The organism is Streptomyces scabichelini, assembly GCF_011045015.1.
Classification (GTDB): domain Bacteria; phylum Actinomycetota; class Actinomycetes; order Streptomycetales; family Streptomycetaceae; genus Streptomyces; species Streptomyces scabichelini.
In genome coordinates this window covers 83,395-95,392 of the sequence record NZ_JAAKZY010000002.1, presented here as the reverse complement: position 1 = coordinate 95,392, position 11,998 = coordinate 83,395, and the positions used below count along the sequence as shown (strand labels likewise).

The window sequence follows — 11,998 nt, the reverse complement described above, 5'->3', positions numbered from 1 at the left end:
TCGCTCAAGACCGGCGAGCGGCGTTCAGGACCAGTGGATCACCGCATCCAGATGCGGCAGGTGGTGGTCCATGCGCTCCCGCTTCGTCCGCAGATAGCTGATGTTCTGCTCGCGCGGCGGTATCAACAGCGGGACGTGCTCGGCGACTTCGATGCCGTGGTGCCGCAGGGCCTCGCTCTTGCGCGGGTTGTTGGAGAGCAGACGTACGGAGGGCACGCCGAGGTCGTGCAGCATGTCCGCGGCGACGCCGTAGTCGCGGGCGTCCACGGGGAGACCGAGGGCGAGGTTCGCCTCGACCGTGTCCAGGCCCTCCGACTGAAGCTTCATGGCCTGCAGTTTCGCGAGCAGGCCGATTCCTCTGCCCTCGTGGCCGCGGAGGTAGAGGAGAATGCCGCGGCCTTCCGCCACGATGGTGCGCAGGGCGGTCGACAACTGGTCACCGCACTCGCAGTGCGTGGACCCGAAGGCGTCTCCGGTGAGGCACTCCGAATGCAGTCGGGTGAGCGTGTCCTCCGTTCCCTCGATATCGCCGTATATGAGGGCCACTTGTTCATCCCCGCGTTCGAGGTCCAAATAGCCGACGGCGAAGAAATCTCCGTACACGGTGTGCAGTTGGAGATCCACCACACGCTGGACACCCGACTGTACATCTGTCTTGGGGCGGGCACTTCGACCGAGCACGCCTTTGCTTTCCTTCATTTCTTTCTGCATCCAATCTGCCGTTGCCGCGTTAGCCTGCTCTCGTCGGTGCCTACGGAACGAAAGGCCTTAACAACATGAGCGGTTCGGGAACACAGCTGACCACCTCCGGCCTGTTGCCTCTGGACACCACGGAGGACGTGAGGGCGCGCCGGCCCGGCGTCGCCGTCCTTCCCATCGGCAGCTTCGAACAACACGGGCCCTTTCTACCGCTGACCACTGACACCGTCATCGCCTGCACCATCGCCCGTGAGGTCGCCGCCGCGTATCCGGTGCATCTCCTCCCTCCGCTGACCATCGCCTGCTCGCACGAACATGCCGCCTGGCCTGGGACGGTCAGTATTTCCGCGGTGACACTCCACGCGGTGGTACGGGACATAGCCGACTCGCTTCGTCGCTCGGGCATCGACGCCCTGGTGCTGGTCAACGGACATGGCGGGAACTACGTACTGGGCAATGTGGTGCAGGAATCCGCAGGGAGCGGGACGCGCATGGCGCTGTTCCCGGCTGCGGAGGACTGGGAGGAGGCGCGGGTCCGGGCCGATGTGCGGACCTCGCTGCTCAGCGATATGCATGCGGGGGAATTGGAGACGTCCATCCTGCTGCATGCTCATCCGGAAATGGTGCGTCCCGGTTATGAGACCTCCGACTTCCTCGCCGACGACCGACGGCATCTTCTCACCCTCGATATGTCCGCTTACACGGAGTCCGGTGTCATCGGCCGTCCTTCGCTGGCTACCGCCGAAAAAGGCAAGGAGCTGCTGGCGGGCCTGGTGGACTGCTTCGGTTCGTATTTCTCGATCCTCACGCCGGAGACAACGGATGCTCCGGGCGCTGTGGATGCCACGCAAAAGGGAGTTGAGCAGGACGACGCGGGGAGCCGGCCCTGACCGTCCGCCGGTGGTGAGCGCGGGACGTGGCCGTTGTCGCGTTGCGGCACGCCCTTCTCGTACTCGGGTCGCGGGTGCCGCAGGCCCGCGGCCCACCGGGCGACGAGTACGGCGACGCCGGGCAGGCTCGCCACGAAGCTGAGCACTCCGTAGACGACGGCGACGCTCAGCCCCGTGCTCGCGCCGAGCCCCGCGGCGCCGAAGGCCCAGGCGGTGACGCCCTCTCGCGGGCCCCAGCCGCCCACGTTCAGCGGCAGTCCCATGGCGAGCAGGGCCAGTACCGCCAGGGGCAGCAGCACGACGGGCGAGGCGTCGGATCCTCCGACGCGGGCCGCGAGCACGAACATCACGAGGTGACCCGCCAGCACCACGGCCGACGAGACGACGACACCTGGCCAGGTGTGGCGGGCCACCAGTCCTTGGCGCGCCTCGGTGAGCGCGGTGCGCAGGGGGCGGGGCATGCGACGCGACGAACCGCCGGACGAGCCCCGCAGCCGGATCGCGACGACGGCGGCGACAATCCCGGCGAGCGCCAGCGCGATGGCGGACGCCTCGACGAGGTGCCGGGTCTGCGGCTGCACCGGTGAGGGCAGCGTCGCGAGCAGGACCCCGCCGACGGCCATGAGCGCCACCTGGCCCGCCACCCGTTCGAGGACCACCGCGCGGACGCCCCTGCCGAGGTCACCGGCGCTCTGCCCGTGCCGTACGGCGCGGTGCACATCGCCGAGTACGCCGCCGGGCAGCGCCGCGTTCAGAAACAGGGAGCGGTAGTAGTCCGCGACGGCCGGCCCCAGCGGCAGCCGGATCTTCAGCCCCTTGGCCACCAGGCACCAGCGCCAAGCGCTGAACACGGTGGTGACCACGCCGATACCGAGGGCCGCCAGCAGTGTGGTGCCGTCGATCCGGCGCAGCCCGTCCAGGAAGACACCGGTGCCGAGCCGCCAGAGGAGTACGCCGAGGATGGCGACGCCCGCGATCGTGCCGAGGTGGGTGCGGAGCGCTCGGGAGTCGATACGGGCTCGGACGGCACGGAGGGCGCGGCGCGCCGGTCCCTTACTGGGGCTCGCGCCCGAGCGAGGGCTCGTACTGGGGTTTGCGCCCGTGCGGGAGCTCGTACCGGGGCTCGCGTCGGTGCGAGGGCTCGCACTGGGGCTCGCGCCCGAGTGAAGGCTCGTATCGGGGTTTGCGCCCGTGCGAAGGCTCGTACCGGGGTTTGCGCCCGTGCGAAGGCTCGTACCGGGGTTTGGACCCGTGCGGGAGCTCATACCGGGGCTCGCGCCCGAGCGAAGACTCGTACCGGGGCTCGCGCCCGTGCGGGAGCTCGTACCCGGGCTCGCGCCCGTGCGAGGGCTCGCGGCCGTACCTGCCTTGGCCAGCGCAGTCGCCCCTGCCATGACCGGCACGGTCGGCCCAGCCAAGACCGGCACGCTCGCCCCAGCCAAGACCGGCACGCTCGGCCCCGCTGCGACCGGCACGGTCGGCCCAGCCATGACCGGCACGCTCGGCCCCGCCGTGACCGGCGCCTCCGCCACCCGTACCGCTTGCTCGTCGCCGCCGTCCCGGGCCGTCCGCGCTGTCGTCACGTCGGCCAGGACGGCGCGTGGCTGCGCGTCGGCTGTCACCGCCTGGGCGCTCATGCCGCTCCCCCCGTCGGCCGGGCGAGTGCCAGCAGATCGCTGTGATGGACCACCACGCTCAGCTCCCCCGCGGCGCACGCCGCGAGACGCGCGCGCAGGTACGCGCCCGCGCGCTCGGCGAGTTCGGGGCGTTCCTCGACGGCCGCGCCGACCCAGCCCCGCAGCCACTCCGCCGTCAGCGCGGAGTCGTCGGGGCCGAGCCGCCAGGCGCTGGGATGCACCCGTACCGTCGCGCCGTGCCGGGCGAAGGCGTCGCAGGCCGTCGTCACCGCGTCGGGTCCGAGCAGGTCGCCGCGGCGCTGATGGGCGTTGAACGCGTCGCCGATCTCGGCGTCCAGCGGATCGGCGGGGGTCAGCTCGACGCGCCCCACCACCGAGAGCGTCAGCAGGGCCGGGCAGCCGGCTCCGGCGCAGGCCGCGGCGAGCGCCTCGATCTCGTCGGCGGTGAGCACGTCCAGCAGGGCGGAGGCCGTCACCAGCGAGGCACCGGCCAGGGCGTCCGAGGTCAGCCGGGACACGTCACCACGCTGCGTCTCGACGGTGACGCGGCTGCCGTCGGCGGCCGAACGGGGCGAGCCGACGGCGGCAAAGTGGAGCAGATAGGGGTCGCGGTCGTGCAGGACCCAGTGCTGGGGGCCGTCGAGGCGGGGCGCGAGCCAGCGGCCCATGGAGCCGGTGCCGCAGCCGAGGTCGTGGATCACGAACCCGGTGGACCCCTGCGGCAGGTTCGCGAGCCGGATCCGCAGCGGATCGAGGAGCTCGGCCGCCCGCGCCACGGAGTCGGCGCCCTCGCGCAGCTCCAGCCACTCGGGGGCGTACTTCGTCACGTCGTCGGCCTCCGTCTCGGCGCCGCGCCTGCGGTCACCCAGCCGAATCGTTCCCGCCTCGTGGCCCGGAGCCGCGGTCGTCGCGCGCCCGGGCGGCGTCATGCTCGTGCTCATGCCGCCCCCTTCCTGGCGTCGCGTGCTTGTCGCCCCAGCACACCGGCCAGGCTCCGGGCCGTCGCGGCCCAGCCGTCCAGCGCGGCCCGTCGCCCGCGCGCGGCGGCCCTCAGCCGGCGGCGCACATCGGCGTCGACAAACCAGCCGCGCAGCTCGGCCGCGAGCGCGGCCGGGTTCTCCGGCGGTACGAGGATGCCGGGCACCCCGCCGTCGGGCGCGCGCCCGACCGCTTCGGGGAGCCCGCCGACGTCCGTCGCCAGGACGGGGATGCCGCGGGCCAGGGCCTCGGTGACGGCCATGCCGTACGTCTCGGCGTACGAGGTGAGGACCATGAGGTCGGCGGACGCATAGCTCGCGTCGAGTTCGGCTCCGGACCGGGGGCCGGCGAGGTGCATCCGGTCGCCGAGGCCGTGCCGGTCGATGAGGTCCCGGAGTTCCGCGACGTAACCGGGGTCCTGGCCGAGACCGCCGACGCAGACGCAGCTCCAGGACAGGTCGGTGAGAGTGGCGAGGGCCTCGACGAGGCGGTGCTGCGCCTTGCGCGGGGTGACCGAGGCGACGCACAGCAGCCGCGAGACGCCGTCGGTGCCGGGCGCGAGGGGCGCGATGTCGGCGCCGGGCGCGGCGACGTGGACCCGGTCGGGGGCCAGCCCGTGGTGGGCGACCAGCCTGCGGGCGGCCCATTCGCTGGTGGCCACGATCGCGGGCACGGCACGCAGTGTGCGGCGCTCCCGGGCGTCCAGCTCCGCCGCCAGGGCCGGGGCGAGTCCCGTCTCGTCGCCGAGCGGCAGGTGGACGAGGACCACCAGGCGCAGCCGTTCGGTCTCCTGGATGACGATGTCGGGGGCGGCGCAGGCGACGAGTCCGTCGAGGAGTACGACGCTGCCGTCCGCCAGTTCACCGAGGGTGCGGGCCAGTTCCGCGCGGGCGGCCGCTCCGGGCCGGGGCCAGTTGCCCTCGACGGCGTGCTTGTGGACCTGCCAGCCGAAGGCGGGAAGGTCCAGGCAGACCCGGGCGTCGTAGATGTTGCCGCCGCTGGGCGTGGTCGGGTCGTCCACCCCGCCGGGCATCACGAAGTGCATGGCGCGAAGGGACATCGGGATGATGTCGGCGTGCTTGTTCACAGGGCACGCTCATAACTCGCCCAGGCGATGTGCGACTCGTGCAGCGTGACCGTGATGCCGGCCAGGCCGCGGGCGCCCTCGCCCAGCGCTCCCTTGTGCACCCGCTCCGCGAGGCGGTCGGCGATGACCTTGGCCAGGAACTCCGTGGAGGTGTTGGTGTCGGCGAAGTCGGGTTCGTTGTCGAGGTTGCGGTAGTTCAACTCGCTCACCACCCCGCCCAGCTCCTGAGTGGCCAGTCCGATGTCGACGACGATGTTGTCGTCGTCCAGCTCGGCGCGGCGGAAGGTCGCGTCCACGAGGAACGTCGCCCCGTGCAGGCGCTGCGCGGGTCCGAAGACCTCCCCGCGGAAGCTGTGGGCGATCATGAGGTGATCGCGGACGGTGATGCTGAACAACGGACGACCCTCCAGGTGCGGCGCGTCTGATCCCTCTGCCGGGCGTGCCGTGTAGTACGGCAGGTCCGTTCTCCGTGTTCAGGGCGTACGGGAGGAAGTTTCTGCGCGTTGTTGATTCGGACACATCGCCAGGACGTGTCGTTCGGTGGACCGGTCACCCGGCGTAGTCCCGAACCGGATCCGTGCCGGTCCAGCGGTGTTTTCAGTGGGACCCGTATCGATTTTCAGCGGGGCCCGTATCCATTGTCAGTGCGAGGCCCCGCCGGTGTCGTACCGCACGAGATGGCACAGCGCCTGTGTTTCCCCCGAGGCGAGCCCGGCCATCGCCTCCGGCAGTTCCTCGAAGGCGCACGCGCCGGTGATCAGCGCGTCCAGGGCGGGGTCGGCGAGCAGTTCGAGCGCGAGGGCGAGCCGGTCGGCGTACGTACGGCGGGAGCTCCTGGCCGGGGACACGGTCCCCACCTGGCTGCTGCGGACGACCAGGCGGCGGGAGTGGAAGGCCTCCCCCAGCGGCAGGCTGACCCGGCGGTCGCCGTACCAGCTCAGTTCGAGGACGGTCCCCTCCGGGGCGAGGAGTTCCAGGGAGCGGGTGAGACCTGCCTCGGTGGCGCTGGCGTGCACGACGAGGTCGCAGTCGCCGACGGCGTCCGCGGGGAGCGCGAAGTCGACGCCGAGCGCTCGGGCGAGTTCCGCCCGCGCCGGGTTGGCGTCGACCAGCTGGACGCGGACGGCGGGGTACCGGGCGAGCAGCGCGGCGACACTGGCGCCGACCATCCCGGCGCCGACCACCGCGATCCGGTCGCCGATCAGCGGTGCGGCGTCCCACAGGGCGTTGACCGCGGTCTCCACGGTGCCGGCGAGGACGGCACGCGAGGCGGGCACCGACTCGGGCACGGGCGTCACGGCGCTCGCCGGAACGACGTACCGGGTCTGGTGCGGATAGAGACAGAAGACCGTACGCCCCACGAGCGACGCGGGTCCCTCCTCCACCAGGCCGACGTTGAGATACCCGTACTTGACCGGTCCCGGGAAATCGCCCTCCTGGAACGGCGCCCGCATCGCGGTGCGCTGGCTCTCGGGCACACCACCGCGGAAGACGAGGGTTTCCGTCCCCCGGCTCACTCCGGAGAAGAGTGTGCGCACCAGAACCTCGCCCTCGGCGGGGCTCGGCAGACCGACGTCCCGGACCTCGCCGTGACCGGGTGACCTCACCCAGAAGGCGCGCGCTGCGCGGTCCATCGGCATCTCATCCTCCTGAAAAGTCGTGCTGCAAAGCCCCGCAGAGTCGTGCCCAGGCTGTGAACCTGCTGAGTCCGGCTGAACGATCCGGCGACGGTTCACGTACCGACCGTTGCGAAGCCGCGGACAACGTAAGCGGCAATGATCGACTTTGTCATCTGGCCGGAGGATGTGCGGTGGCCCTGAACAACACATACGACACGAGGCTCTTGCAGGTGCAGCAGGAGACGGCGGTGGGAGCGGGCGTGCAGCTCCTCCTGCTGGCCGTGATCGGCACGGCCATCGGCATGGGGCCTGTGGGCTGGCTGACGGGCCTGGTGTTCGCGTTCGCCACCTGGGCCGTGCTCGCCCGCGCCCTGCACCGCACGCGGCCCCGCTCGTTCGGCCCCGCGAACCGCGTCACCCTGGGCCGGGCCATCCTCGTCGGCGGCGTGACGGCCCTGGTGGCGGACTCCTTCCAGAGCCCGCCGCCGGTCACGCTCCTGGTCGCCCTCACCGCGGTGGCCCTGATCCTCGACGCGGTCGACGGCAAGGTCGCCCGCCGCACCGGCTCCTCGACGGCCTTGGGCGCCCGCTTCGACATGGAGGTCGACGCGTTCCTGATCCTGGTCCTGAGCGTGTACGTCGCCACGTCGCTCGGCCCGTGGGTCCTGCTGATCGGCATCATGCGCTACGCGTTCGTGGCCGCGGCCCGAGTGTTCCCGTGGCTGAACGCCGCCCTGCCCCCGAGCACGGGCCGCAAGACGGTGGCGGCGCTGCAGGGGGTCGCGCTGCTGGTGGCGGGGGCAGGGGTTCTGCCGTACGTCCTGACCTTCGCAACGGTCGTCCTGGCCCTGGCCTCGCTGGTCTGGTCGTTCGGACGGGACATCGGGTGGCTGTGGCGGAACAGGGACCAGCGGAAGACGAACCAGCGGAACAGGGACCACCACAGCACGCCCCGCGAGGCCACCACCGAGCCCGCGGCTCCTCAGCCCGGCTCCGCATCCTCCCGATCCTCCCGGCTCCCCGCACTCACCGCATCGGGCAAGACGGCCGGTTGACCGGCAGCGCCCGCCGGTGACCGGCGGGCGCCCCTGCTTCAGTGCCCGTGGCCGCCGTCCGAAGCGTGCTCGTCCGCGGGCGGCTCGCCCGTAGTGGGCTCGTCCGTAGTCGGCTCTTCCGTGGTCGGTGCCGCCGCCGGCCCGCCTGCCGCGTGGACCGTGAAGGCCGCCGTACGGACCTTCCCCTCGTGCTTGAAGTCGAGGAACAGGCGGTACGCCCCCTTGCTGGGTGCCGTTGCCGTGAACGACACCTCCGGACCGGGATCCGTCTTTCCGTCGCCCGGCTCGCCATTGGGGTGGACGTGGAGATAGGCCAGGTCGCCCGAGCGCAGGGCGACGAGATGGCCGTACGCGCCGAGGTAGGGCTGGAGGTTCTTCACCGGCTTGCCGTCCTTGGCGACGTTCAGCTTCAGCTCACTGCCTCCGCCGGGGCGCAGCTCGCCGTTGAGAGTCACCTCGTAGCCGTCGACCTTCGCGACGGTGCTGGGCTTCGGCAGTTCGGCGGGCTTGTACGGCCCGGACACCGCGAGGTCGGAGCCCAGGGTCAGTCCCTCCGAGACGCCCTTGGGCGTGAAGTCGGCGAAGACGCGGTAACCGCCCGCCGCCGGCAGCTCGACGGGTGTCGACCACGTGCCGTCGGCGGCGCGGGTCGGGTGGAGGTGGCGGTAGACCGTGAGGTCGCGTGAGGCGACGATGAGGTGCAGTTCCTTCTCGTGTTCCCGCTGATACGCGGTCACGTTCCGTCCGGTGCTCTCCTGGACGATGGCGAAGCTCAGCTTGCCGGGTGTCCCGGCCTCGATGCGCGAGGTCTTCAGGTCGAGGGTGTAGCCGTCCTCGGACGTCTGGAGCCCGCCGGGCAGCTGCGCTTCGCGCTCACCGCCCGCCTCCGTGCCTCCGCTCCGCCCCCCGCCTCCGTCGCTGTTCGTGCTTGCCGCGTGGCCGCCGTGCTCTGAGGTCCCGGCGTCTTCTGACACCACGGGGTCGACGGCGTTGCCCACCCCGTAGGCGGTGCCGAAGCTCGCGGCGAGTGCGGCGGCGAAGGCGGTGATCTTCAGTCCGGTGTGCATGACGTGGTCCCTTCTCAGTCTCAAGTCTTGAGGGCCGCCGCTCAGTGGGCGACTGACATCCCCAACATACCCCCATGGGGTATCTAGTCAAGTCGAATCGGCTCTTGCATTGAATACGGGCGGGGGGTATACATGGAGTCGCACGGCGCCATACCCCCTAGGGGTATCAAGGCGTCAAGAGAACAGCCGAGTTCGAGCATTCATCTCCACAGGAGGAAACCCATGTCGTCCTGCTGCACCCCTGACGGCAGCTGCCACACCGGCCAGGCCCCGGAGAACACCACGTCTACGGCGGTCTCGGACGGTCACACCACCGTCTACAAGGTCAACGGTGTGGGCAGCGCCCACTGCCAGGGAGTCGTCGCCAAGGCCGTCGGCGGACTCGACGACGTCATCGGCGTCGAGGTCGAGATCGGTACCGGCCTCGTCACGGTCACCACCGGCGGCGCGCCCGACGACGGCCTGATCGCCGAGACGGTCGACGAGGCCGGCTACGAGTTCGCCGGCCGCGCCTGACCTAGAAGCCGGGCGGGGCCTCACCCACCGCGAGCCGGGCGGGGCCTCACCCACCGCGAGCCGGGCGGGGCCTCCCCCTCCGCGGCCCCGCCCCCGCCTTCCCAGTCATCCGCAAAGCTGCGAGGAGCAGACATGACCACCACCACACCAGGCGCCGCCGAGGTCGAACTCGCCATCGGCGGCATGACCTGCGCCTCGTGCGCGGCCCGGATCGAGAAGAAGCTCAACCGCATGGACGGCGTCGAGGCGACCGTCAACTACGCCACCGAGAAGGCCAAGGTCACCTACCGCGGCGAAGAGGTCTCCGTCCAGGACCTGATCAGCACGGTCGAGGCCACCGGCTACACCGCGCAGGAGCCCGCTCCCGTACGTCCCGAGTCCGCACCCGGGCACGGCGACGGGGACGGCGGCAGGGGCGGCGCAGGAGCGGACGACGAGCTTCGGCCGTTGCGCGAGCGCCTGATCACCGCGGTCGTCCTCGCCGTGCCGGTCGTGGCGATGGCGATGATCCCGGCCCTCCAGTTCGAGTACTGGCAGTGGCTGTCCCTGACGCTGGCCGCGCCCGTCGTCACGTACGCCGCCTGGCCCTTCCACCGCGCCGCCTGGACCAACGCCCGGCACGGCGCGGCCACCATGGACACGCTGATCTCGGTCGGTACGTCGGCCGCGTTCCTGTGGTCCCTGTGGGCCCTCTTCTTCGGCACGGCCGGCACGCCCGGCATGACGCACCCCTTCGAGCTGACCATCGCCCGCGGTGACGGCGCGGGGAACATCTATCTGGAAGCCGCGGCGGGCGTCACGGCCTTCATCCTCGCGGGCCGCTACTTCGAGGCCCGGTCCAAGCGGAAGGCGGGCGCGGCCCTCAAGGCGCTGCTGGAGCTCGGTGCGAAGGACGTCACGGTCCTGCGTGCCGACGGTCGCGAACAGACCATCCCCACCGCCGAGTTGAAGGTGGGCGACCGCTTCCTGGTGCGCCCGGGCGAGAAGATCGCCACCGACGGTGTCGTCGTCGAGGGTGCGTCCGCCGTGGACGCGTCCATGCTGACCGGCGAGTCGGTACCGGTCGAGGTCGCGGTCGGCGACGGCATCACCGGTGCCACGCTCAACGTCGGCGGACGTCTCGTCGTCGAGGCCACCCGGGTCGGCGCCGACACCCAGCTCGCGCGTATGGCCAAGCTGGTGGAGGACGCGCAGAACGGCAAGGCCGCCGCCCAGCGCCTCGCCGACAGGATCTCCGCGGTCTTCGTACCGGTCGTCATCGGCCTCGCCCTGGCCACCCTCGGCTTCTGGCTCGGCAACGGCTCCGGACTGACCGCCGCCTTCACCGCCGCGGTCGCCGTCCTGATCATCGCCTGCCCGTGCGCCCTGGGGCTCGCGACGCCGACCGCGCTGATGGTCGGCACCGGGCGCGGCGCCCAGCTCGGCATCCTGATCAAGGGCCCCGAGGTCCTGGAGAACACGCGCAAGGTCGACACCATCGTCCTCGACAAGACCGGGACGGTGACCACGGGACGGATGACGCTGCTGGCCGTGCACACCGCCGACAGCACCGGCGAGGACGAAGTACTGCGTCTGGCCGGTGCGCTGGAGCACTCATCGGAGCACCCGATCGCGAAGGCGGTGGCCACAGGCGCCGCGCAGAAGGTCGGCGAGCTGCCCACCCCGGAGGACTTCGCGAACGTCGCGGGTCTCGGCGTCCAGGGCATCGTCGAGGGCCACGCGGTCCTGGTCGGCCGCGAGAAGCTGCTCGCCGAGTGGGAGATCTACCTGCCCGTGGAACTGGAGCGGGCAAAGGCCGAGGCCGAGGCAGCGGGACGTACGGCGATCGCGGTCGCCTGGGACGGCGAGGCCCGTGCGGTCCTCGAAGTGGCCGACGCCGTCAAGGAGACCAGCGCCGAGGCGATCACGCGGCTGCGGGCCCTCGGCCTGACACCGATCCTGCTGACCGGCGACAACAAGGCGGTCGCGGAGTCGGTCGCGGCCGAGGTCGGTATCGACGAGGTCATCGCCGAGGTCCTCCCCCAGGACAAGGTGGACGTGATCAAGCGCCTCCAGGCGGAGGGCCGTTCGGTGGCGATGGTCGGCGACGGCGTCAACGACGCGGCCGCGCTGGCCCAGGCCGACCTGGGCCTGGCCATGGGCACGGGCACGGACGCGGCGATCGAGGCCGGTGACCTCACTCTCGTACGGGGCGACCTGCGGGCCGCGGCCGACGCGATCCGGCTCTCGCGCAAGACCCTCGGCACCATCAAGACCAACCTCTTCTGGGCCTTCGCCTACAACGTCGCCGCCCTCCCCCTCGCGGCCGCCGGCCTGCTCAACCCGATGATCGCGGGAGCGGCGATGGCCTTCTCCTCGGTCTTCGTGGTCGGTAACAGCCTCCGGCTGCGGGGGTTCCAGGCGATGGGCAACTGAATCGGAGGCTCGGCGCCGAATGGGAGGCACCTGCC

At 71.4% G+C, this 11,998-nt stretch carries 10 protein-coding genes and 1 pseudogene; 4 read left to right on the top strand and 7 right to left on the bottom strand.

All coding sequences use genetic code 11. The annotated features are described in order from the left end of the window. Window positions 1-24 precede the first annotated feature (24 nt). Window positions 25-699: a GTP cyclohydrolase II gene (ribA, locus tag G5C60_RS01180; RefSeq protein ID WP_165254244.1), complete on the bottom strand. Its 675-nt coding sequence runs from the start codon at window positions 697-699 to the stop codon at window positions 25-27. Window positions 700-776: 77 nt separating this feature from the next. Here ribA and G5C60_RS01175 point away from each other — a divergent pair, with 77 nt between their 5' ends. Beyond that, the gene (locus G5C60_RS01175; RefSeq protein WP_165254243.1) at window positions 777-1,589 is read left to right on the top strand and encodes a creatininase family protein; all 813 of its coding nucleotides are present in this window, start codon (window positions 777-779) and stop codon (window positions 1,587-1,589) included. Between the two features lie 176 nt (window positions 1,590-1,765). On the opposite strand, the pseudogene G5C60_RS01170 reads toward G5C60_RS01175, so the two are convergent. The 5 genes and pseudogenes from G5C60_RS01170 to G5C60_RS01150 all read right to left on the bottom strand — a co-directional run. Then, window positions 1,766-2,854 (bottom strand): annotated as a pseudogene (locus tag G5C60_RS01170) (lysylphosphatidylglycerol synthase transmembrane domain-containing protein); the annotation flags it as partial. Window positions 2,855-3,222: 368 nt separating this feature from the next. After that, window positions 3,223-4,167, bottom strand: a complete 945-nt coding sequence (locus tag G5C60_RS01165; RefSeq protein WP_241266389.1) for a class I SAM-dependent methyltransferase — start codon at window positions 4,165-4,167, stop codon at window positions 3,223-3,225. Continuing rightward, window positions 4,164-5,264 (bottom strand): glycosyltransferase family 4 protein, encoded by a 1,101-nt coding sequence (locus G5C60_RS01160; protein WP_165254284.1) that lies wholly within the window; start codon window positions 5,262-5,264, stop codon window positions 4,164-4,166. The genes G5C60_RS01165 and G5C60_RS01160 overlap by 4 nt, the downstream gene beginning before the upstream one ends. Window positions 5,265-5,287: 23 nt before the next feature. Then, window positions 5,288-5,686, bottom strand: coding sequence for a 6-pyruvoyl trahydropterin synthase family protein (locus G5C60_RS01155; protein WP_165254242.1), 399 nt, complete (start codon window positions 5,684-5,686; stop codon window positions 5,288-5,290). 246 nt (window positions 5,687-5,932) lie between these two features. Continuing rightward, a complete protein-coding gene (locus G5C60_RS01150; RefSeq protein ID WP_165254283.1) occupies window positions 5,933-6,925 on the bottom strand; it encodes a zinc-dependent alcohol dehydrogenase in 993 nt (330 codons plus the stop codon). A gap of 176 nt (window positions 6,926-7,101) precedes the next feature. Between G5C60_RS01150 and G5C60_RS01145 the strand changes: the two genes are divergently transcribed. Next, window positions 7,102-7,965: a CDP-alcohol phosphatidyltransferase family protein gene (locus G5C60_RS01145; protein ID WP_165254241.1), complete on the top strand. Its 864-nt coding sequence runs from the start codon at window positions 7,102-7,104 to the stop codon at window positions 7,963-7,965. A 38-nt stretch (window positions 7,966-8,003) separates the two neighbouring features. Here G5C60_RS01145 and G5C60_RS01140 read toward each other — a convergent pair whose 3' ends face one another. After that, window positions 8,004-9,032: a DUF748 domain-containing protein gene (locus G5C60_RS01140; protein WP_165254240.1), complete on the bottom strand. Its 1,029-nt coding sequence runs from the start codon at window positions 9,030-9,032 to the stop codon at window positions 8,004-8,006. Between the two features lie 222 nt (window positions 9,033-9,254). Between G5C60_RS01140 and G5C60_RS01135 the strand changes: the two genes are divergently transcribed. Continuing rightward, the gene (locus G5C60_RS01135; RefSeq protein ID WP_165254239.1) at window positions 9,255-9,548 is read left to right on the top strand and encodes a heavy-metal-associated domain-containing protein; all 294 of its coding nucleotides are present in this window, start codon (window positions 9,255-9,257) and stop codon (window positions 9,546-9,548) included. Between the two features lie 132 nt (window positions 9,549-9,680). After that, window positions 9,681-11,963 carry a heavy metal translocating P-type ATPase gene (locus G5C60_RS01130; protein ID WP_165254238.1) on the top strand — a complete coding sequence of 761 codons (2,283 nt, stop codon included), beginning with the start codon at window positions 9,681-9,683 and terminating at the stop codon, window positions 11,961-11,963. Window positions 11,964-11,998 lie beyond the last annotated feature (35 nt).

Coding starts and splice junctions, on each gene's coding strand:
- ribA (WP_165254244.1), bottom strand. CDS start 699: ATGAAGGAAAGCAAAGGCGTGCTCGGTCGAAGTGCCCGCCCCAAGACA.
- G5C60_RS01175 (WP_165254243.1), top strand. CDS start 777: ATGAGCGGTTCGGGAACACAGCTGACCACCTCCGGCCTGTTGCCTCTG.
- G5C60_RS01165 (WP_241266389.1), bottom strand. CDS start 4,167: ATGAGCACGAGCATGACGCCGCCCGGGCGCGCGACGACCGCGGCTCCG.
- G5C60_RS01160 (WP_165254284.1), bottom strand. CDS start 5,264: ATGTCCCTTCGCGCCATGCACTTCGTGATGCCCGGCGGGGTGGACGAC.
- G5C60_RS01150 (WP_165254283.1), bottom strand. CDS start 6,925: ATGGACCGCGCAGCGCGCGCCTTCTGGGTGAGGTCACCCGGTCACGGC.
- G5C60_RS01140 (WP_165254240.1), bottom strand. CDS start 9,032: ATGCACACCGGACTGAAGATCACCGCCTTCGCCGCCGCACTCGCCGCG.
- G5C60_RS01135 (WP_165254239.1), top strand. CDS start 9,255: ATGTCGTCCTGCTGCACCCCTGACGGCAGCTGCCACACCGGCCAGGCC.
- G5C60_RS01130 (WP_165254238.1), top strand. CDS start 9,681: ATGACCACCACCACACCAGGCGCCGCCGAGGTCGAACTCGCCATCGGC.